Here is a 21,347-nt window from a genome sequence, read left to right on the forward strand (position 1 = left end):
GCCGTGTCGGTTCCCCCGGGCAGGGCAACCCGCTTCCGTTCACGAGGAGTTCGGGTGCCGTCAGCGGCAGGGCAACCTCCGCGGGAGCCGTTCCGCCGGCCGAACGGTTTCGGTCAGTCGGGCATCCCATCGAGCGGTGAACGACTATCGTCTCGAATTGACGTCTCCTGAGCGACCGTCAAGGCTCAAAGATCCCGGCAGTGCCGCTTTCCTCCGCATTGCGGACCATTTCGACAGCCCCCATGAAAGGTTCCTTTCGTGATCAACAGCAGTCACGGGACCGATTACGAGAGCATCCTGCTCGACCGCACAGGCCAGGCCGAGGCGTTCGACGCCATCGGCGACCGCTACGACGAGGCCTTCCCGCACAAGGAAGGCCAGGTCACCGCGGGCGAGTGGCTGATCGGATCGCTGGGCGAGGGGGCACGGGTCCTGGATCTCGGCTGCGGCACGGGGGTTCCGACCGCACGCCAGATGACGGACGCGGGGTTCGAGGTCGTCGGCGTCGACCTCTCCGGCGGCATGGTGAAGCTCGCGAGCGCCTACGTCCCCGACGCGGCGTTCCACCAGCTGGACATCGCCGACCTGCGTCCGGGCGGCCCCCGCGACCTCGGCCGCTTCGACGCCGTCGCCGCCTTCTTCTCGCTGCTGATGCTGCCGCGCGCGGAGATTCCCCTCGCCCTGAAGACGGTCCGTCATCTGCTGGTGCCCGGCGGCCTGTTCGTCCTGTCGATGGTCGAGGCCGACGTGGACGACTTCGCGATCCCGTTCCTCGGGAACACGATCAGGGTCTCCGGCTACCTCCGGGAGGACCTGCACAGGGTCATCGAGGAGGCGGGCTTCGAGATCGTCAAGCAGACCTCGTACACCTACGCCCCCGCGGTGACCGACGTCCCGCCCGAGGAGCAGGTGTTCCTGTGCTGCCGGCGGTGCGACTGAGGAGGCGAAGTCCGAGCCGCGGACCGCGCCACCCACCGGACGGGACAGAACGCGTGACCGAGCACCACACCCCCCACGAGGGCGCCGCCCCGCCCCAGGGCCTCCTCCCGCCCTCCGCGGTGACGGACGGCCGCCCGCCGCAGACCGACCGTCTCCGGTACCTCGACGTGGCGACGCGGCGGATCGCCCGCGGGATGGATCTCGACGAGACGCTCCGGGAACTGCGGCAGGCCGCCGTACCGGCGTTCGCGGACGCGGTCTTCATCCACCTCGACGATCCGCTGCCGGTGGGCACGGAGCGGTCGACGGCACCCGTCGTCCTGCGCCTGCACAGCTGCGAACAGACGTGGCCGGCACCGCCGCACACCGGCGAGGCCCCGTGCGACGGTGAGGCTCCACCGTCACCGTCGCTCCCCGAGGCCGCCGCGCGCGTGGAACCGTCCGGCGGCGGCCGCCTCGCGGAACTCCTGCGGGACGGCCGTCCCGCGTTCGGTGACGCGCCGGGCAACGCGCCCGCCGTCGCCGAACTGCTCGCGACGAGGACCGGCCCGCCGTGCGCGCTGCCGCCCGGCCACCGCCTGATCATCGCGCCGCTGCGCGGCAGCCATCACGTCATGGGCACGGTCGTCCTGCTCCGGGGCGCCGACCGCCCGGTCTTCACCGACGACGACCTGCTCGTCGCCTCGCAGCTCGCCACGCACACCGCGCTCGGGGTCCAGAAGGCGGTGATGTACGGCCACGAGGCCGCCGTGGCGGACACCCTCCAGCACACCATGCTCCCCTCGTCACTGCCCGAACCCACCGGCATCCGGCTGGCCAGCCGCTATCTGCCGGCCTCGAAGACCGCCCAGGTCGGCGGCGACTGGTACGACGCGATCCCGCTGCCCGGCAACCGGATCGCGCTGATCGTCGGCGACGTCATGGGCCACTCGATGACCTCCGCCGCGATCATGGGCCAGCTCCGCACCATCGTGCAGACCCTCGCCGGTCTCGACCTGCCGCCCGAGGAGGTGCTGCACCACCTCGACGAGCAGGCCCAGCGGCTGGGCAGCGACCACATCGCGACCTGCCTCTACACGATCTACGACCCGATCTCGCACCGCCTGCTGATGGCGAACGCGGGCCACCCGCCCGCGGTACTGCTCCACGAGGACGGCCGCGCCGAGGTGCTGGGGGTTCCGCCGGGTGCCCCGATCGGCGTCGGCGGCGTCGTCTTCGAGTCGGTGGAGATGGCCGCGCCCCCGGGGGCCACCCTGGTGCTGTACACGGACGGACTCGTCGAGTCCCGCGACACGGACATCGGAAGCGGCGTCGAGGCGCTGCGGATCCGTCTCCAGAGCACGGCCCGGGGCCTCGCCTCGCTGGAGGTGCTCTGCGACCACGTGCTGGGAACCCTGGGACCGGGAGCCCGGGACGACGACATCGCCCTGCTCACCGCCCGGTTCGAGGGCTTCCCGCCGGACAGCGTCGGCTACTGGTACCTGGCCCCGCACCCGATGACCGCGGGTCAGGCGCGCCGGCTGACCCGCAGGGCCCTGCGCCGCTGGGGCCTGGAGTCCCTGGTCGACCCGACGGAACTCATGGTCAGCGAGATCGTCACCAACGCCGTCCGGTTCGCCTCACGGCCCCTCTCGCTGCGGCTGCTGCGCACCGACGTGCTGCGCTGCGAGGTGACCGACGACTCGCCCCAGGTGCCCAGGATGCGGCAGGCCGGCTTCGGGGACGAGAGCGGCCGCGGCCTCTTCCTGGTCAACCAACTCGCCCTGCGCTGGGGCGCGACACGCCTGAGCAGCGGCAAGGTCGTCTGGTTCGAGCAGAAGATCCCGGCGAAGTAGCCGCGACAAGGACCGCGCCCGGCTCGTCACCCCTCCCCGCCGCAGCTCCGGTCCGCGTTCGGCCGACTCCCCTCCGGCGGTTCCCGGGCGCGCACACCCGGCCGGGTTATGGTGACGGTCCTGGGGCCCGTCCGGCGGATCAGGCCGGAGGAAACCCACGATGCCGTATGGGCCCGCGTCTTCGGCATGATCCGCCGGACAGGCCCCAGCTCGCAGGAAGTGCGGACGCTCCCGATGACGGTACGAACGTTGCCCCGGGCCCGGTTCGACGGCGCCGCCCGCCGGGTTCGCGGTCCGGTCGTCGCACCGCACCCCCTGGCCGCCGCACCGCTCCGTCACGAGTTCCCCTTCCCCGGCACGGCCTTCCGCACGGCCTCGACGGCTCCGCCGCACAGCGTGCCGGAACCGGCCGCCGCCCGGCCCGCCGTTCCTCTCCCCACCGCGCACATAGGCCGCGTCCCCACGGCTCCGCGCGTCCCGTGACGCCCTCCGGCCGTGTGTGGACCGTCCCGGAACGCGTGTCGCGCATCGAGAAGAGGACCCCTCGTGAACAGCATCAACCGTCGCACCCTCCTCGCCGGACTGGGAGCGGCAGGCACCGGCCTGCTCGCCGCCTGCGGCAAGGACGCCCACACCGCTCCGCCCCTCCTCAGCCCACACGGATCCCAGGTCGCCCGCGTGGAGAAGAAGCGCGGAGCCACGGGCAGGGTGCGGAGCCTCAACGTGACCGCCGCGCCCGCCACGCTCGACCTGGGCGGCGGTGTGCTGACCAGGTCCTGGGCCTTCGGCGGCCAGGTTCCCGGCAAGGAGATCCGCATCTCCGCCGGCGACACGCTCGACGCCGAGCTCTCCAACCAGCTGCCCGACGCCACCACGACGTCCATCCACTGGCACGGCATCTCGCTGCGCAGCGACATGGACGGCGTACCGCCGATCACGCAGGACCCGGTGCGGGCCGGATCCAGCTTCACGTACCGCTTCGTCGCCGACGAACCCGGCACGTACTTCTTCCACCCGCACGTGGGCCTGCAGACCGACCGCGCCCTGTACGCGCCGCTGATCGTCGAGGACCCCAAGGAGCCGCTGTCGTACGACGACGAGTGGGTCGTCGTCCTCGACGACTGGCTCGACGGCGTGACCGGCACGCCCGACGACGTCTTCACCGAACTCGGCCACTCCATGCCCGGAATGGACATGAAGGGCACGGATTCGAGCCGTCCGGAATCCTCGCGGCACCCGTCGGCGTCCGCTTCCCCGTCCCCGTCCGCCTCCTCCGCCGACGGCACGTCACCGCGGTTCAGGCTCGGCGGCTCCGCCAGCCCCCTCCTCGGCCGTGACGCCGGGGACGTGAACTACCCGTACCACCTGATCAACGGACGTGTGCCGACCGACCCGGCCGTCTACGACGGCACGCCCCGCAGACGGGTCCGCCTCAGGATCATCAACGCGGGTGCCGACACCGCGTACCGGGTGGCGCTCGGCGGCCACAAGCTGACCGTCACCCACACCGACGGCTTCCCCGTCGATCACCAGGAGGTCGACGCGCTGCTGGTCGCCATGGGTGAGCGGTACGACGCGCTGGTCACCCTCGATGACGGCGTCTTCCCGTTCGTCGCGCTCGCCGAGGGCAAGGACGTCACCGGCATGGCTCTCGTGCGGACCGGGTCGGGAGGACTGCCCGATCCCGCGGTGCGGCCGCCCGAGCTGAACGGCCGCACGGTGACCGCCGGCGAGCTCCGCGCGAGCGACGCCGTACGGCTGGAGGCGAAGGATCCCGACCAGGTTCTCCGCGTCAGGCTCACCGGCGACATGGGCACCTACGACTGGGGCATCAACGGCAAGCGGTTCGACATGGCCGCCCCGGCCTCGGACCCCCTGCTGGTCCGGGAGGGCCAGCGGGTCCGGCTGGACTTCATCAACACCACGAACATGTGGCATCCGATGCACCTGCACGGCCACACGTACCAGCTCGGCGACACCGGCCCGCGCAAGGACACGACCGTCGTGCTGCCCAAGTCGAAGGTGTCCGTCGTCTTCGACGCCGACAACCCCGGGCAGTGGATGCTGCACTGCCACAACGCCTACCACAGCGAGGCCGGGATGATGGCGCTCGTGGCCTACGAGGCCTGAGTCCGGAGCCCGCGGCCGTGGCGCACGGGGCCCGGGTCCACGGCGCGTCGGGCCGGCCGCTCGGCCGGGGAAGCCCTCAGCCGAGGAAGCTCAGGCGCACTTGGCGGTCCGGGTTGTCCCGGTTGGTGTCCACGAGGCACACCGACTGCCAGGTCCCCAGCTCCAGGGCCCCGTCCACCACCGGCAGGGTCGCGTGCGGCGGGACGATGGCGGGGAGGACGTGGTCACGGCCGTGCCCGGGGCTGCCGTGCCGGTGCTGCCAGCGGTCGTCCGCGGGAAGCAGGGAGTGCAGCGCGGTCAGGAGGTCGTCGTCGCTGCCGGCACCGGTCTCGATGATCGCGATTCCGGCGGTGGCGTGCGGGACGAAGACGTTCAGGAGACCGTCGCGTCCCGCGGCGACCTCGCGGAGGAAGGCCTCGCAGTCGCGGGTGAGGTCGACGACCGTCTCCGACGAACCGGAGGAGATGTTCAGGACCTGCGTGGTGAAGGCATCGGACATGCCTCAATCCTCTCCCATGCGCGGGCTCGCGGCCTGTGACGACAGCGCCCGTCGGCCGGTCCCGGACGGCCGTCCGGCGGCGGCCTCCGGCACGGTCCGTCCGTCTGTCCGTCTGGCGGATCACAGCGGGGCGCCCGTCGGGAAGATCCGGGGACCCGGTCCGGTTCGCAGAGGCGTGAACGACACCGGGGTGAGTACGCGTGAGGTCGATGTGATCGTCGTCGGAGCCGGTCAGGCCGGTCTGTCCGCCGCCTACCACCTGCGGCGCACCGGCTTCGAGCCCGAGCGGGACTTCGTCGTGCTCGACCGCGCGCCGCGTCCGGGCGGCGCCTGGCAGTTCCGCTGGCCGTCGCTGACGTACGGGAAGGTGCACGGGATGCACTCCCTGCCGGGCATGGACCTCACGGACGCCGACCCGGACCGTCCGTCCTCCGAGGTGATCCCGGAGTACTTCGCCGCGTACGAGAGCGCCTTCGGCCTGCCGGTGCACAGGCCGGTCGACGTCAGGGCGGTCCGGGAGGGGCCCGACGGGCGACTGCTCGTGGAAACCGGCGACCGTACGTGGTCGGCGCGGACTCTGGTCAACGCGACGGGGACCTGGGACCGCCCCTTCTGGCCCCGCCTTCCGGGCCAGGAGACCTTCCGCGGGCGGCAGTTGCACACGGCGCAGTACCCGGGCCCCGAGTGGTTCGCCGGGCGGCGCGTGGTCGTCGTCGGCGGTGGCGCCTCCGGAACCCAGCATCTGATGGAGATCGCCTCTCACGCGGCAGGGACCACCTGGGTCACCCGGCGTCCCCCGGTCTTCCGCGAGGGGCCGTTCACCGAGGAGTTCGGGCGGGCCGCCGTCGCTCTCGTGGAGGAGCGGGTCCGGCAGGGGCTGCCGCCGCGGAGCGTGGTCTCGGTCACCGGGCTTCGGGTGACGAGTGATTGACAAAAATACGCTAGACTGCTGACCAGCAAGAACGACACGGAGAGCAGGCAGGCAGGGTGCAGCAAGCAAGCTGCATCAGGGGAGGGACAGACCATGCGCAGGGTGCTACTGGCAGAGCGGATCTCCGATGACAAGGGGGAGCGCTCGGAGTCCATCGAGGACCAAGATCTGAAGCTGAGGACCAGGGCCGTCATCGAGGGGGACGTGTCCATCGTCGGCGCAGCCGTCGACCTCTCAGTCTCTGGGGACGTTGACATGTTCGTCCGACCCAAGCTGGGAACGTGGCTCACCCCTCAGGGACGTGAAGAGTGGGATGAACTTTGGGTCACCACTCAGGACCGACTGAGCCGCGATGACATCCACTTCATGGCTTTCGTCTTCAAGGTCATCGAGTGGGGGAAGTCGGTCATCGTCTTGGATGACCCTCAGTTCAATGAGCAGATGCATACGGCTGAGGGACGGCTCATCCTTCACGCCAAGGCTCTCGGCCCTGCCAAGGAACTTGAGCGCATCAAGGTGCGCGCTCAGGAAAGTCATGATCGGCGACGCTTCACGGATCGGTGGCACGGTGGGTTTCCACCCTTTGGCTACCGCCCCGTCAGCAGGTACGTAGATGGAAAGACAGCGGCATTCCTAGAACTCGATGAAGACATGGTCAGCGTCCTGCACGAGATGCGGCGCCAGATCATCGACGGGCAATCCTTCCTGGGAGTGGCTAAGTACCTGAATGCCGAAGGCATCCTCACGGCCAGAGACAGGGCACGGATCCGCAAAGGAAAGCCAGTGAAGAGCCGGGGCACCGAAGGAACTCAAGAAAAATGGTCTGAAACCACCGTAAAGAACGTTCTTACCAGCGAATCCACCCAGGGCCTGAAAAAGCATAAGCGGGAGATCATCTATGGCATGGACGGTAAGCCCGTCATGCTGGCAGATCCGGTATTCACCCAGGATGAATGGGAGTCTCTTCAGGCTGCGGTAGCCCGAAGGATGATGACGAAGGTTCGAAGGGTTAACGGAACTAACCCTCTGTACGGAGTCACCTTCTGCGCCGAGTGTGGCGCTAAGGCCGTACAGAAGACGTTCACCCGTGGCGACATCACTTATCGATACTACAAATGTGGCGCATTCCCCAAGGAGGATCGCTGTCGAGAAATCGTCATGCGCGCCGAGGAAGTAGACGAGTGGGTCGAGATCCACTTCCTCCAAAAGTTCGGCCCTGTGCGAGTCACGAAGAAGGTGTGGGTACCCGGATCGGACAACGCTAAGGAGATTGCCGACATCTCCAAGCGCATGGAGCGTCTGCGCAAGCAGGACGAAGAAGGGGACTGGGACGATGACCAGGAGGGCTATAGAGCCCGCATGGGCCACTACAAGGCCCGCAAGAGGGAACTAGAGTCTCAGCCTGTCATCAAGGCTGGATGGCACGAGGAAGACCAGGGAGTCACCTTCGGGGAACTCTGGCCAAGGCTCGACCGCGAGGGCAGGCGTAAGCAACTCATTGACTCTGGTTACAAAGTCCTTGTGGGAAAGAAGACGTTCACCTTCTCCCCCGAGCCTGACAGTCCTGAGGAACGACAGGCCAAGTGGGACTCCCTCACTCCGGAAGAACTGGAGAGAATCGAGGAGTCTCGTAAGGCTAGGGAACACAACCCCTTTGGCTAAAGCTGGATGACAAAGGCCCCGGTTCGACGACCGGGGCCTCTGCCCTTGCTCAGGCAGATACATCTTCCCCAAACAAAGATAGGCCCCCAGCTCGACGCTGGGGGCTTCTGTCATGTTTCACAGGCTCAGTAAACTTCTCCAGCGTAATTGACGTTCTCGTGCCATGCTGGCTTACTGTAGTGCTGCGCCGGAATGTGATTCACGGTCCATTCCTCGGCAACAGGGGCGGGTGGATTCGGGTCAGGCTCGATAAGCCCTTCAACCTTCACCATGTAATCGATGTATTCGAGCGCCTTAGCTGCCTCAAACTTCAGACGGCCATCATCGGCCAGCTCCCAATACTCCAGATTCTCTCCCTGGCTGTGACCCTTCCTTGGGTGGGAATCCATGTCACCGACAGAAACACACCAAGAGAAAAGACCTGCATGCAACTCCAGAGTTGCTCTGGCCGCAGCAGCAGCCCTGTAAGCCTTCTCCCACTCAAGACGTGCCACATAAGCCTTTTCAGCCTGCTTGAGACCCATAACCTTCAGGTCACTGAAGAGTGCATCGGAGTAGGCTTCCTGAGCCTTTTTGGCCAAGGCCTGGAGAGTCGATGTCATGCGGTCGTACTCATCCATCTTGGCCTTGGCCGGAGCCAAGAACTCATCCTTATCAGGAAGTGGCTTTCCAGCCTCTACCGAGGCAATCTCAAGTTCCCTCAGTTCCCGCTTAGCCTCTTCCAGGGCAAGGGAGCTATACCGAGACTCGGTCTCCCAGATCTCAGTAACATCCATGGTGCGGTACCGAGAGTTTTCCTGGAGGTACTTCTCATGGGAAGCCTTGGCGTCCTGGTAGGCCTTCCTGAGACTCTTCACCTTGGGAGAGAGGGGGAGGTCTATCGGAGGTTCAGTGGCAAAGTTTGCGTCATAGCGAACAGGCATGGTGTTGCTCCTTGATAGGTGACAGTGGAGACAAGAAAAGGCCCCGGTCTGTGGGGACCGGGGCCTGCCTCTTCTCTCGTGTCAGATCTAGACCCATCTACACACTGAGAGACCAAGAGGGCATCCCTTCGAGGGGGGATGCCACTAGAGGTTAAGTACTCACTACTAGAACAACTGAAGTAAGTCTGCGGTTGGGGTATACCCAACCGCCCTCACTAAGTATGTAGGTGTCCTCTGAGTTCGAACCGGACACCAAGGGCCCAGAGAGAGACGTAGACCACACGAGATGAACCCCGCCAAGGCCGGTCAGTACCGCCAGGGCCGACAGGGTTCCGATGCGAACCCCCCAAAGGCTCTGTGCGCCATTCTGGCGGCCTAACCACTCTCTTAAGCCGCCCAGTCCACCAAGGGGTTTCGTGAACTCTCACAGGGCTTTACAGGGCCTCTGAAACCCGTACAGGATCGAAGGGCAGTACTCCGGCGGTTCATACGAACGTGTTCCCGATGCATTACCCCCGGGTCCCTGATGAGAGGTCTGCACCCAGGACACTCTCAACGTCACAGCGTAATGAGAGATAGACAACGAGTCACCGTCACGGTCACTCTCCGTCGATGTTGTCAATAAGCCGTCACCTGGCTGCCGCTGAACGACGCGATCCGCCGGGCGCTCGCCGACGGCGTGCTGGACCGGCGGCCGATGTTCGACCGGATCACCCCGGACGGCGTGGAGTGGGCGGACGGGACGCGCGTGGAGGCGGACGTGATCCTGTGGGCGACCGGCTTCCGGGCCTCCATCGGCCATCTGGCGCCGCTGCGGCTGCGCGAGCGGGGCGGCGGCATCCGGGTCGGGGGAACGCGCGCGGTCGCCGATCCCCGGATCCATCTGGTCGGCTACGGGCCCTCCGCGAGCACGATCGGCGCCAACCGGGCCGGCCGGGCAGCCGTACGGGACATCAGGCGGTTGCTGGCGGAGGAGGACGTGCCGGTCGCCGCGTGATCCCCCGTGCGCCTGTCAGCTCGTGGGAATGACCGTGGGGGTCACCGCGGAGGTGTCCGGGGGCGCGAGGGTGGGGGTGACCGCGGCCGAAGCCACGGGGGTGACGGCGGGTGGGACCTCGGACGTGACCGCGGGAGGGACCACGGGAGGGACTGCCGGGGAGGCCTCGGACGTGACCGCGGGAGAGACCGTCCGGGGGAGCGCCGACGGGGCGGCCGTGGGGGACCCGCTCCTGTGGTGCCGCCGGTTGAACTCGGCCACGTTGCGCTGGTGCTCCTCGTGGTCCGCGGTGAAGCGTGTGTCGCCCGGCTTGACCGTGACGAAGTACAGCCAGTCGCCCGGGGCCGGGTTGAGCGCGGCGCGCATCGCCTCCTCGCCGGGGTTGGCGATCGGCGTGGGCGGCAGGCCCATCCGCCGGTACGAGTTGTACGGGCTGTCGAGCCTGGTGTCCGCCTCGCTGGTGCTCAGGGTGGAGCGGTTCAGCGCGTAGTTGATGGTGGAGTCCATCTGCAGCGGCATACCGCGCTCCAGGCGGTTGCGGACGACCCTGGCCACCTTGCCCATGTCCGCCACGGTCGCCGCCTCCGCCTGGACGATGCTCGCGACGGTGACCGCCTGATAGACGTTCATGCCGCCGCGCTGCGCGCCCGCGGCGACCGGCGCCCCGTTGAACTTCTTGTTCGCGGTGTCGACCATGAACCGCAGCAGGGACTCCGGAGTCGCCTTCTCGCCGATCGGGTACGTCGCCGGGAAGAGATAGCCCTCGGGGTTGCCCCTGGCGTCGTGCGGAAGTCTGAGGCGGGCCTTCGCCAGGGACTTCTTGGTGGTCCCCGCGGGAACCCGGAGAGCCTTGTCGACGGCCGCGTAGACCTGTCCGGAGCGCCAGCCCTCCGGAACGACGAGCGATGTCGGGCGGGTGTCGTCCCCCTCGCTCAGCAGCGGCACCGTCACGGCGGTGGCCGCGACGACGGCGCCGGTCGCGATGAGGGCGACCCGGCCCCGGCGCGTCAGTCGGATCGTGCTCCGTGGCGGAGTGTTCATCTGCATAACGGGCACGGTAACGCTCTATTGCCCGCAAACCTGGCATATCGTCACCTTGTCGGCTCAAGTCGGGCGTCCCGATGGACGAGCGCGGCATAGCGCCCCTCCTCCGCCAGCAACTCCTCGTGCGTACCGCGCTCCACCGCCCGTCCGGAGTCGAGGACGACGATCTGGTCGGCACCGCGGATCGTGGACAGCCGGTGCGCGATGGTGAGCGTGGTGCGGTCGGCCGACAGGGCGTCGACGGCCTCCTGGACGGCGCGCTCCGTGCGGGTGTCCAGGGCACTGGTCGCCTCGTCCAGGATGAGGACGGGGGGATCGCGCAGGATCGTGCGGGCGATGGCGAGCCGCTGCTTCTCGCCGCCGGAGAACCGGTGACCGCGCTCGCCGACGACCGTGTCGTACCCGTCGGGCAGCGACGCTATGTGGTCGTGGATCTGGGCCGCCCGCGCCGCCGCGTGCAGTTCCTCGTCGGTGGCGTCCGGTTTGGCGAAGCGCAGGTTCTCCGCGACCGACGCGTGGAAGAGGTACGTCTCCTGGGAGACGACGCCGATCGCGCGCGCGAGGGTGTCGAAGTCGAGGTCCCGGACGTCGACCCCGTCGAGGGTCACCCGTCCGCCCGTGACGTCGTACAGCCGGGGCACCAGACAGCTGAGCGTCGACTTGCCGGAGCCGGTCGCACCGACGACGGCGAGACTGCCGCCGGCGGGGACGGTGATGTCGATGCCGTCGAGGATCGGGGTGCCCTCGTCGTCGTAGCGGAACTCGACGCCCTCGAAGCGGATCTCGCCCTTGACCTGGTCGAGGTGGACGGGGTCCGCGGGCTCGGTGATGTCGATGGGCAGGTCCAGGTACTCGAAGATGCGCTGGAACAGCGCGAGCGAGGTCTGGATCTGCACGCCCGTGGACAGCAGGCTGACCGTCGGCCGGAACAGCCCCTGCTGGAGCGAGACGAAGGCGACGAGCGTGCCGATCGAAATGGACGCGCCGCCGAGCTGGAGAGCCACGCCCGCGGTCCAGTAGATGAAGGCGGGCATGCCGGCCATGACGATGCCGATGACGGACATGCGCCAGCGCCCCGCCATGTTCGACCTCACCTCGAGGTCGACGAGGCCCTCGGACTCCTCCGCGAAGGACTTCGTCAGCGAGTCGGCCCGGCCCATGGTGCGTCCGAGCAGGATGCCGCTGACGGAGAGCGATTCGGTGACGGTGGCGGCCATCGCCGCCATCTGTTTCTGGCGCTGGGTGGTGATCTTCTTGCGTTCGTCGCCGACGCGGCGGCTGATCCACACGAAGACCGGCAGCAGGAGCAGGGAGACGACGGTGAGGCGCCAGTCGAGGGCCACCATCGCGACGATCGTGGCGACCACGCTCGTGAGGTTGGAGACCAGCGAGGTGGCGGTGGAGGTGACGGTCGCCTGCATGCCGCCGATGTCGTTGGCGATGCGGGACTGGACCTCGCCCGTGCGCGTCCTGGTGAAGAAGGCGAGCGACATGCGCTGGAGACGGTCGTAGACCGCCGTGCGCAGGTCGTGCATCACGCGCTGGCCGACGGTCGTGGAGATCAGCGTCTGCAGGACACCGAAGACACCGCCCAGGACCGCGCTCACGATCATGCCGAAGGCGAGCAGGGTCAGCAGGCCCGTACGCCCCTCGGGGATCGCGGTGTCCAGGATCGCCTTCAGCAGGAAGGGCGTGGCGACGCCCACGAGGGACGCGGCGCCGACCAGCAGGCCGACGATCGCGAGACGGCCGCGGTAGGGCCGGAAGAGACTCAGGATGCGGCGCACCTGCCGTGGCTGTTGCCTGTCGGCGGGTGGCGGGCTCCAGGCGGGCTGTTCGGGTCGCAATGGACTCCTAGGGAAACGGGACGACGGGGATGCCGATGACGACGGGGACATCGGCGGGGATCCGACGACCGACGGACCCCGGCTCATTGTTACCTATACTCACAATGAACGGCATCCTGATATTGTTCCCGCATGACCACCCCCGATGCCGACGGCCTGCTCGCCGAGCAGTTGCTGCGTCTGACGCGCCGTGTGCACCGCATCCAGAAGCGCCATCTGGAGCAGCGCGAGCTGGGCATCACCCCCGCCCAGTCCCGGCTTCTGCGCACCCTCGCGCACTACGCCTCACCACCCCGCATGGCCGATCTCGCGGAGCGCCTCGAAGTGGTGCCTCGCGCCGTGACCACGCTGGTCGACGGTCTGGAGGCGAGCGGCAAGGTCCGCCGGGCACCCGATCCCACCAACCGCCGGGTGATCCGTATCGAGGTCACGGACGAGGGGCGCAAGGCGCTGCGCGAGCTGCGCGCCGCGCGCCGTGGCGCCGCGGAGGAGATCCTGGCTCCATTGACGGACGAGCAGCGCGAGGTGCTCGGCGGGCTGCTGGACACCTTGGTGGACGGGATGCCGAGGGCGGAACGCCCGTGCTGAGCGGGTCCGGGACGGTGCGCCGCCGCTGAGGCGACCCGGTCCGGAGCGGTCGCCCCGGACCGGCCGGGCAGGGCGCACCGCGCCGCCGCCGGTCGGCCGAGCACGTGAGGAGTGGTCCCCGATGCCTCTGCTGGAGCCCGATCCCGGCACACTGCGTCCCGGCGCGCGCCCCGAGGGCCCGGCGTCCGACCGGGTTCCCGAGGACCGGGCCGGGGGCACCCCCGAGCCGTTGCGCGGGGACCTGACCGCCCTGCTCGGCGCCGACAAGGTCCTGACCGGGATCTCCGACCTCGTGCGCTACGCCTCCGACGCCAGCCCCTACCGCTTCGTGCCGCGGGCCGTCGTGGTCCCCGAGGACGTCGACGACGTCTCGGCGGTGCTCTCGTACGCCCGTGGCAACGGCCGCGAGGTGGTGTTCCGGGCGGCCGGCACCTCGCTCAACGGCCAGGCGCAGGGCGAGGACATCCTCGTCGACGTCCGCCGGCACTGGAAGGGCGTGGAGGTCCTCGACGGCGGGGCGCGGGTACGGATCGCCCCGGGCACGACCGTCGCCCGTGTCAACGCCGCGCTCGCCCGGCACGGGCGCGTGCTCGGCCCCGATCCCGCGAGCGCGGCCGCCTGCACGGTCGGCGGAGTGGTCGCGAACAACGCCTCCGGGATGACGGCGGGCACCACCCGCAACGCCTACGTCACGCTCGCCTCGCTCACGTTCGTACTGCCGTCCGGCACGATCGTGGACACGGCCGAGCCGGACGCCGACGAGCGGCTGGCGCGGGCGGAACCGGCCCTGTGTGCCGGGCTCATGGAGCTCAAGGCGGAGATCGAGGCGGACTCCGCGCTGGTCGACCGCGTCCGCGCCAAGTACGCGATCAAGAACACCAACGGCTACCGCCTGGACGCGTTCCTCGACGGCTCGACGCCCGTCTCGATCCTGCGCGGTCTGATGGTCGGCTCGCAGGGCACCCTCGGCTTCGTCTCGGAGGTCGTCTTCGACACCCTGCCGCTGGACCGCCGGGTCTCCGCGGCGCTGCTCTTCTTCGGCTCGCTGCCGGCCGCGGCCGCCGCCGTGCCCCTGTTCACCGCCGCGGGCGCATCGGCCGTCGAGCTGATGGACGGCAACACCCTGCGCGCCTCGGTGGCTGTCGAGGGGGTGCCCGGGGACTGGGCCGGTCTGCCGGGTCCGACGACCGCCCTGCTCGTCGAGTTCCGCGCCCCGGACGAGGCGGCGCAGGAGGTGTACGAGGAGAGGGCCCGCGCGGTCCTGGAGGGGCTTCCCCTGGTGTCGCCCGTCCCCTCGGTGACGAACTCCCTCACCCGTGACCGGCGGACCGTCGCCGGCTACTGGAAGGCCCGCAAGGCATTCGTGACGGCGGTCGGCGGAGCGCGTCCGTCCGGCACGACACTGATCACGGAGGACTTCGCGGTACCGCCCGAACGGCTCGCCGAGGCCTGCGAGGCGTTGCTGGAACTCCAGACCCGCCACGGCTTCGACGCCGCCGTCGCGGGCCACGCCGCCCACGGCAACCTGCACTTCCTGCTGGCGTTCGACGCCTCCAGGCCCGCCGACGTGGAGCGCTACGCGGCCTTCATGGACGCGTTCTGCCGGATCACCGTCGAACGCTTCGACGGCTCGCTCAAGGCCGAGCACGCCACCGGGCGCAACATCGCGCCCTTCCTGGAGCTCGAATGGGGGCCCATGGCGACGGAGTTGATGTGGCGCACGAAACGCCTGATCGACCCGGACGGCCTGCTCGCTCCGCGCGTCGTGCTCGACCGCGATCCTCGCGCACACGTGCGTGGCCTGAAGACGATCCCGCGCATCGAGGCGATCGCCGACCCCTGCATCGAGTGCGGCTTCTGCGAACCGACGTGCCCCAGCCAGGACGTGACGACGACACCGCGCCAGCGGATCGTGCTGCGCCGCGAGATGATGCGCCAGCCCGAGGGCTCCCCCGTCGAGAACGGGCTCCTGGAGGCGTACGGACACGACGCCGTGGACACCTGCGCGGGCGACTCGACGTGCGGGCTGGCGTGCCCTGTCGGCATCGACACGGGTGCCCTGATGAGGGCGTTCCGGCACGCCCGGCACACACCGCGCGAGGAGAGGGCGGCCGCGCTGGCCGCGCGGCACTTCCGCGTGCTGGAGGTCTCCGCGCGGCTGGCCGTGGCGGCCGCCGACCGGATCGGCGACCGGCGGGTGAACGCCCTGACGCGGGCGGTCCGCAAGGCCGTACGCCCCGATCTCGTGCCCGAGTGGCTGCCCCGGATGCCCGGAGCCGCCCCCTCCGCCGTGCCCCGCACCGCGCGCGTGGGTGCCGCCGCCGTCTACTACCCGGCCTGCGTGAACCGCGTCTTCGGCGGACCGGGGGACGTGTCGCTCGCGCGGGCCGTCGTCGCGGTCTCCGCACGCGCGGGAAAGCAGGTATGGATTCCGGACGACGTGCGCGGGACGTGCTGCGCGACGATCTGGCACTCCAAGGGGTACGACGCGGGCAACGCCGTCATGGCCAACCGCGTCGTCGAGGCGGCCTGGGGCTGGACCGCCGGCGGCAGACTGCCGCTCGTCGTGGACGCCTCGTCGTGCGCGCTCGGCATCGCGCGCGAGGTCGTACCGCATCTGACCCCGGACAACCGGGAGCTGCACGCCGAACTGCGGGTCGTGGACTCCCTGGTGTGGGCGGCGGAGGAACTCCTCCCCCGCCTCACCGTGCGCCGCGCCCTCGGCTCCGCGGTCCTCCACCCGACCTGTTCCATGCGGCACCTGGGCGACGAGGCGCACCTGCGCGCGGTTGCCGAGGCGTGCGCGGACGAGGTGGTGGTGCCCGACGACGCCGGGTGCTGCGGCTTCGCGGGCGACCGCGGCATGCTCCACAGGGAACTCACCGAATCGGCCACCCGCGCCGAGGCGGCGTACGTGACCTCGCGCGACTTCGACGCGCATCTGTCGGCCAACCGCATGTGCGAGGTGGGCATGGACCACGCGACGGGCCGCGACTACTGCTCCGTCCTCCTGGCGCTGGAGCACGCGACCCGCCCCGGCGCCGGACGGCCCGCCCGGTTCCCGTGACCCGGCCGGTCCGCGCCCACCCCCGTTCCCGGCCCTGTTCCCGGCCCGAGGGCGCGGTGCGCTAAGCCCTCAGGTTCGCCCTGTCCCCCATCACGACCACGGGGTGCCGTTCCGGGTCGAGTGTCCGCAGGAGGTATTCCATGGCCGCCCTGGACAGGCTCACGCACGCCGAGGTGCCGCTGCCGTGGTCCATGTGCAGCCAGATGCCCCCGCCCCTGTGGTCGCCCCAGGGCCGGGCCGGATCGTTCGGCGGGTTTCCCTTGATGCGGTTGTAGTCGATGGCGATGACGTAGTCGAAGTCGTGCCAGTACCTCTTCGGCCAGCCGTGCGGAGCCTGGAACGTCTCCGACTGCGTGTACGGCAACCGGCTGCCCGGGTCGTCGAGCACGCCCCCGGCGTCGCTGAGCGTGAACACACCGACGGGGCTGCGTCTGTCGTCCTCGTGGTGGTCGGTGGTCCAGCCCTTCCTCCCGTTGTGCGCGTCCCAGCCGCGCGTCTTCTTCCAGGCCGTACCGGACTTCGTGTACAGCACGGCCGTGGAGTCCGCGGAGTCCTCGCCCTCGCCGTACACCGCCAGGACCTGACGCGAGTCGGCGGGGATCTGCCGCTGGAGCCGGTCACCCACGCCGGGGATGCGCGTCGGGTCGGCCGCGGCCGCACTCGTACGGGTGCCCCCGCCGCGCACTCCCGCGTGGCTCTCGGCTCCGTCACCGCTTCCGCTTCCCGCTCCGCCGCAGGCCGAGAGGGTGACCGCGAGGGCCCCGCAGACCGTGGCCACGAGCCCCCCGCGCGTCGCACCGTTCTTTCGCATGCCGTCCATACTCGCACCGCGTATCGGGTGAATCGCCCCTCTTCCTCCCGCCCCGGCCGACCGCGGCGGAACCGGTCCGGTTCCTTGCGGAAGGACGGAAAACCGTTTGCTTTCGATCACGCCGCGACGCGAACCTTTCACGGTTTGCTGCCGGCCCCGGGCCGGACGGCCACCGCATTCCGGAGCACCCTTCCTCTCCTGACACGAGCCACTGGGACGTCATGCAGATCCAAGATCTTCCGTATCCCGACCCGGGTGTGCCCGACGCGCGCTCAGGCCCCCGATTCCTGTGGTGGCTCGGGCGGAACCAGCTCGGCGGACAGTTCAAGTCCCTGGCCTGGGGGCTGCTGCACTTCCTGACCGTCTCCGCACTGCCCTTCTGCGTCGGCCTGGCCGTGCAAGCCGTCGTCGACCGCTCCGGCACCCGGCTCGCCCTGGCCGGCGCGCTGATGGCGGTGTGCGGCGCGGGCATCGCGCTCGGCGAACTCATGCTGCACCGCACCGCGGTCACCAACTGGATCACCGCGGCCGCACGCGTCCAGCAACTACTGGCCCGCAAAACCGCGCTGCTGGGCTCCGCGCTGACGCGGCGCGTCGCGGCGGGCGAGATCGTCTCGGTCTCCACCGGTGACGTCGAGAGGATCGGCTGGTTCGTGGAGGGCGTGTCCCGGTTCTCGGCCGCCGCCGTGACGGTCGTGGTGGTGTGCGTGACCCTGGTCGCCTACCAGCCGGCCCTGGGGGTGATCGTCGCCGTGGGCGTGCCCGTGCTGGCGGTGGCCGTGCTGCCGCTGCTGCCCCGCGCCACCCGGCGCGCCGACTTCCAGCGGGAGAGGGCGGGCCGCGCCACCGAGCTGGCCTCCGACACCGTTGCGGGCCTGCGGGTGCTGCGCGGCATCGGCGGCGAGGAACTCTTCCTCGACCGTTACCGCCGCGCCTCCCAGGAGGTGCGCCGGGCCGCCGTGCGCAGCGCGCGCATGTGGTCGGTGATCTCGGCGATCCAGGTCCTGCTGCCGGGTCTGCTGATGATCGCCGTGGTCTGGCGCGGTGTGCAGCTGGCCGGGGAGGGCCGGATCACGGTCGGTGAACTGGTCACCGTGTACAGCGCCGTAATGCTGCTTTCGTACCCTTTGCGGCATTTCGAGGAGATCGCCATGGCCTACTCCTTCTCGCGTCCGGCTGCCAGGCGGGCGGCCCGGGTGCTGTCCCTGGAACGGGCCGTGGACAGCGGCGGCTCACGCGCCGCGGAGGTACCGGGCGGCGATCTGTACGACCCGGTGACCGGTCTGCTCGCTCCCGCCGGCCGGTTCACCGCCGTGGTGTGCGGGGACCCCGACGCGGCCGGGCTGCTGGCCGAGCGGCTCGGCGGCCATGCCTCCGAGCCGGGCGGGAAGGACCGCACCGAGGACGGGCCGAAGAACGCGTCGGTGGTCCTCGGGGGCGTACCGCTGGACGAACTGCCCCTGGACTGCGCCCGGACCGCCGTCCTCGTGCAGGACAAGGACCCGGTGCTGCTGTCGGGCTCCCTGCGCGACCTGTTCGACGTGCCCGCGTCGGGTCTCGTGAGCGCCGAGGCCGCCCTGTCCGCGGCCCAGTGCGGCGACGTGCTGGACGCGCTCACGCAGGGCTCGCTCGGCGCCGAGGACCCGATGGACGCGCGCGTCACGGAACGCGGGCGCTCCCTGTCCGGGGGCCAGCGCCAGCGGCTCGCACTGGCCCGGTCCCTGATCACGGACCCGGAGGTACTCGTCCTGGACGAGCCGACCTCCGCGGTCGACTCGCACACCGAGGCCCGGATCGCCGACGGGGTGCGCTCCCTGCGCGCCGGGCGCACGACCGTGGTCTTCACCTCCTCCCCACTGCTCCTGGACCACGCGGACCGGGTCGTCCTGGTGCACGAGGGCGAGGTCGTCGCGGTCGGCGCGCACCGCGAACTGGTGCGCGCCGAGCCGCGGTACCGGGCCGTGGTGACCCGCGAGACCGAGGAGGAGGCAGCCGCCGAGGCCGCGGACCGGACCGCTCTCGGCGCGGTGACAGCGACCGACAAGGCCGTCCTCGACGGCGTCCTGGAAGAGATCGAGGAGACCGCATGATCGGCGTGGCGCCACCGGCGTACGACCCGGCCGCCCCGACGACGGCGAACACCTTGCCCGTCGGCGCGCCCGCGACCGTACGCGCCTACGTGACCGAGCTGTTCCGACGGCACCGCAGGGCCTTCCTGCTCCTGGTCGCGGTCAACGCCGTGGCCGTCGTCGCCTCGATGGTCGGGCCCTATCTGCTGGGCTCGCTCGTCGAGCGCGTCTCCGACCACGCGCGCGACCTCCATCTGGAGGCCACCGCCGCCCTTTTCCTCGTCGCGCTCGTCGTCCAGGCCGTGTTCGTCCAGCAGGTGCGGCTGCGCGGCGCCATGCTCGGCGAACGGATGCTGGCCGATCTGCGCGAGGACTTCCTCGTGCGGTCGGTCGGCCTGCCGCCCGGCGTCCTGGAGCGGGCCGGGACGGGCGACCTGCTGTCCCGCATCACCACCGACATCGACCGGCTCGCCAACGCGATGCGTGAGGCCGTCCCGCAGCTGGCCATCGGTGTGGTGTGGGCGGCACTGCTGCTCGGCGGGCTCGCCGTGACCTCCCCGGTGCTGGCTCCCGCCGTGCTGGTCGCCGTTCCGGTACTGGTGATGGGCTGCCGCTGGTACTTCAAGCGGGCCCCCGCCGCCTACCGCTCGGAGGCGGCGGGCTACGCCGCCGTCGCCGCCGTCCTCGCCGAGACGGTCGACGCCGGGCGCACCGTCGAGGCGCACCGTCTGGACAGGAGCCGCATCGAGCTGTCGGACCGCCGGGTCCGGGAGTGGACGGCGTGGGAGCGCTACACGCTCTGGCTGCGGTCGGTCCTCTTCCCGGTCGTCAACATCACGCACGTCACCGTCCTCTGCTCGGTCCTGATGATCGGCGGGTGGCTCGCCCTCCAGGGCTGGATCGGGGTGGGCCAGCTGACGACGGGTGCACTGATCGCCCAGATGCTCGTCGATCCGGTGGGACTGATCCTGCGCTGGTACGACGAGCTGCAGGTCGCCCAGGTCTCGCTGGCGCGGCTGGTGGGTGTCCGGGACATCGAGCCGGACGCGGGCGACGCGTCCGTGAAGCCGGAGGGACGCGACGTCCACGCGGACCGGGTGCACTTCGGCTACCGCGCGGGGGTGGACGTGCTGCGGGAGGTCTCCCTGGCGGTGCCGCCCGGCACCCGGCTCGCCCTGGTCGGTCCGTCCGGCGCGGGAAAGTCCACCCTCGGCAGGCTGCTCGCCGGGATCTACGCACCCCGGGACGGCCGGATCACCCTCGGCGGCGCCGAACTGTCCCGGATGCCCGCGGAGGAGGTCCGGGCGCACGTGGCCCTGGTCAACCAGGAGCACCACGTGTTCGTGGGCTCCCTGCGCGACAACCTGCTGCTCGCCGTCCCCCGCTCGCGACAGCACCGGGACGAGGAGCAGGCCCCGGGTTCGGGTTCGGGTTCGGCTACAGATACGGCTACGGCTCCAGGCGAGGACGCCGCCTCCGTCGACGCCCGGCTGTGGGCGGCTCTCGGCGCGGTCGACGCGACCGGCTGGGCGCGGGCGCTGGACGACGGTCTGGACACCGAGGTCGGATCGGGCGGGTTCGCGCTCACCCCGGCCCAGGCCCAGCAGATCGCGCTGGCCCGGCTGGTCCTCGCCGACCCGCACACCCTGGTCCTGGACGAGGCCACCTCGCTCCTGGACCCGCGGGCGGCCCGCCATCTGGAACGCTCGCTGGCCCGCGTCCTCGACGGCCGCACCGTCGTCGCCATCGCCCACCGCCTCCACACCGCCCATGACGCGGACGTCATCGCCGTCGTCGAGAAGGGCCGCATCAGCGAACTCGGCAGCCACGAGCAACTGGTCGCGGCGGACGGCGCGTACGCGGCGCTGTGGAGGTCCTGGCACGGGTGAGCGGGACACCCGGCCGGGGCCACCGGCCCGCGGGTACGAGCCGGGTGCCGGGCGGGACCACCCGCCCGCGGCCCGTGAGCCGGGTGCCGGCCCGCTCCGGCGCGGTCCGCCGCGGT

General features: G+C 70.2%; 12 protein-coding genes and 3 pseudogenes. 10 read left to right on the forward strand and 5 right to left on the reverse strand.

The window, feature by feature from the left end; translation table 11 throughout:
- The first annotated feature begins 258 nt into the window (after nt 1–258).
- The 3 genes from ACFW6B_RS22020 (at nt 259) to ACFW6B_RS22030 (ending at nt 4,904) form a co-directional block, all read left to right on the forward strand.
- Entirely contained in the window at nt 259–939 is a 681-nt protein-coding gene (locus ACFW6B_RS22020; RefSeq protein WP_386598184.1) for a class I SAM-dependent DNA methyltransferase, read from the forward strand.
- 53 nt (nt 940–992) lie between these two features.
- Entirely contained in the window at nt 993–2,774 is a 1,782-nt protein-coding gene (locus tag ACFW6B_RS22025; RefSeq protein ID WP_386598185.1) for a SpoIIE family protein phosphatase, read from the forward strand.
- A 546-nt stretch (nt 2,775–3,320) separates the two neighbouring features.
- Nucleotides 3,321–4,904: a multicopper oxidase family protein gene (locus ACFW6B_RS22030; protein WP_386598186.1), complete on the forward strand. Its 1,584-nt coding sequence runs from the start codon at nt 3,321–3,323 to the stop codon at nt 4,902–4,904.
- Between the two features lie 76 nt (nt 4,905–4,980).
- On the opposite strand, the gene ACFW6B_RS22035 is transcribed toward ACFW6B_RS22030, so the two are convergent.
- Complete coding sequence (locus ACFW6B_RS22035; RefSeq protein WP_386598187.1) at nt 4,981–5,403, reverse strand: secondary thiamine-phosphate synthase enzyme YjbQ; 423 nt, start codon at nt 5,401–5,403, stop codon at nt 4,981–4,983.
- A 175-nt stretch (nt 5,404–5,578) separates the two neighbouring features.
- On the opposite strand from ACFW6B_RS22035, the pseudogene ACFW6B_RS22040 reads away from it, so the two are divergent.
- Nucleotides 5,579–6,316 (forward strand): annotated as a pseudogene (locus ACFW6B_RS22040) (FAD-dependent oxidoreductase); the annotation flags it as partial.
- A 120-nt stretch (nt 6,317–6,436) separates the two neighbouring features.
- Nucleotides 6,437–7,996: a recombinase family protein gene (locus tag ACFW6B_RS22045; protein WP_386598188.1), complete on the forward strand. Its 1,560-nt coding sequence runs from the start codon at nt 6,437–6,439 to the stop codon at nt 7,994–7,996.
- A gap of 125 nt (nt 7,997–8,121) precedes the next feature.
- On the opposite strand, the gene ACFW6B_RS22050 is transcribed toward ACFW6B_RS22045, so the two are convergent.
- Nucleotides 8,122–8,919 carry a hypothetical protein gene (locus ACFW6B_RS22050; RefSeq protein WP_386598189.1) on the reverse strand — a complete coding sequence of 266 codons (798 nt, stop codon included), beginning with the start codon at nt 8,917–8,919 and terminating at the stop codon, nt 8,122–8,124.
- Between the two features lie 625 nt (nt 8,920–9,544).
- Here ACFW6B_RS22050 and ACFW6B_RS22055 point away from each other — a divergent pair.
- Nucleotides 9,545–9,916, forward strand: a pseudogene (locus tag ACFW6B_RS22055) (pyridine nucleotide-disulfide oxidoreductase); the annotation flags it as partial.
- 222 nt (nt 9,917–10,138) lie between these two features.
- On the opposite strand, the pseudogene mltG reads toward ACFW6B_RS22055, so the two are convergent.
- Nucleotides 10,139–10,963, reverse strand: a pseudogene (gene mltG, locus ACFW6B_RS22060) (endolytic transglycosylase MltG); the annotation flags it as partial.
- A 44-nt stretch (nt 10,964–11,007) separates the two neighbouring features.
- Nucleotides 11,008–12,807, reverse strand: coding sequence for an ABC transporter ATP-binding protein (locus ACFW6B_RS22065; RefSeq protein WP_386598190.1), 1,800 nt, complete (start codon nt 12,805–12,807; stop codon nt 11,008–11,010).
- Nucleotides 12,808–12,939: 132 nt separating this feature from the next.
- On the opposite strand from ACFW6B_RS22065, the gene ACFW6B_RS22070 reads away from it, so the two are divergent.
- Nucleotides 12,940–13,395 (forward strand): MarR family winged helix-turn-helix transcriptional regulator, encoded by a 456-nt coding sequence (locus ACFW6B_RS22070; protein WP_386598191.1) that lies wholly within the window; start codon nt 12,940–12,942, stop codon nt 13,393–13,395.
- A gap of 121 nt (nt 13,396–13,516) precedes the next feature.
- On the forward strand, nt 13,517–16,462 hold the full coding sequence (locus tag ACFW6B_RS22075; RefSeq protein ID WP_386598192.1) for an FAD-binding and (Fe-S)-binding domain-containing protein: 2,946 nt from the start codon (nt 13,517–13,519) through the stop codon (nt 16,460–16,462).
- A 61-nt stretch (nt 16,463–16,523) separates the two neighbouring features.
- On the opposite strand, the gene ACFW6B_RS22080 is transcribed toward ACFW6B_RS22075, so the two are convergent.
- On the reverse strand, nt 16,524–17,282 hold the full coding sequence (locus ACFW6B_RS22080; RefSeq protein ID WP_386598193.1) for a L,D-transpeptidase family protein: 759 nt from the start codon (nt 17,280–17,282) through the stop codon (nt 16,524–16,526).
- Between the two features lie 212 nt (nt 17,283–17,494).
- On the opposite strand from ACFW6B_RS22080, the gene ACFW6B_RS22085 reads away from it, so the two are divergent.
- Nucleotides 17,495–19,363: an ABC transporter transmembrane domain-containing protein gene (locus ACFW6B_RS22085; protein WP_386598194.1), complete on the forward strand. Its 1,869-nt coding sequence runs from the start codon at nt 17,495–17,497 to the stop codon at nt 19,361–19,363.
- Complete coding sequence (locus ACFW6B_RS22090) at nt 19,360–21,231, forward strand: ABC transporter ATP-binding protein (RefSeq protein ID WP_386598195.1); 1,872 nt, start codon at nt 19,360–19,362, stop codon at nt 21,229–21,231. The genes ACFW6B_RS22085 and ACFW6B_RS22090 overlap by 4 nt, the downstream gene beginning before the upstream one ends.
- The last annotated feature ends 116 nt before the right edge of the window (nt 21,232–21,347 follow it).

It is taken from the genome of Streptomyces sp. NPDC058751 (assembly GCF_042746485.1).
Taxonomy (GTDB): domain Bacteria; phylum Actinomycetota; class Actinomycetes; order Streptomycetales; family Streptomycetaceae; genus Streptomyces.

Coding starts and splice junctions, on each gene's coding strand:
- ACFW6B_RS22035 (WP_386598187.1), bottom strand. CDS start 5,403: ATGTCCGATGCCTTCACCACGCAGGTCCTGAACATCTCCTCCGGTTCG.
- ACFW6B_RS22050 (WP_386598189.1), bottom strand. CDS start 8,919: ATGCCTGTTCGCTATGACGCAAACTTTGCCACTGAACCTCCGATAGAC.
- ACFW6B_RS22070 (WP_386598191.1), top strand. CDS start 12,940: ATGACCACCCCCGATGCCGACGGCCTGCTCGCCGAGCAGTTGCTGCGT.
- ACFW6B_RS22075 (WP_386598192.1), top strand. CDS start 13,517: ATGCCTCTGCTGGAGCCCGATCCCGGCACACTGCGTCCCGGCGCGCGC.
- ACFW6B_RS22080 (WP_386598193.1), bottom strand. CDS start 17,282: ATGGACGGCATGCGAAAGAACGGTGCGACGCGCGGGGGGCTCGTGGCC.
- ACFW6B_RS22085 (WP_386598194.1), top strand. CDS start 17,495: ATGCAGATCCAAGATCTTCCGTATCCCGACCCGGGTGTGCCCGACGCG.
- ACFW6B_RS22090 (WP_386598195.1), top strand. CDS start 19,360: ATGATCGGCGTGGCGCCACCGGCGTACGACCCGGCCGCCCCGACGACG.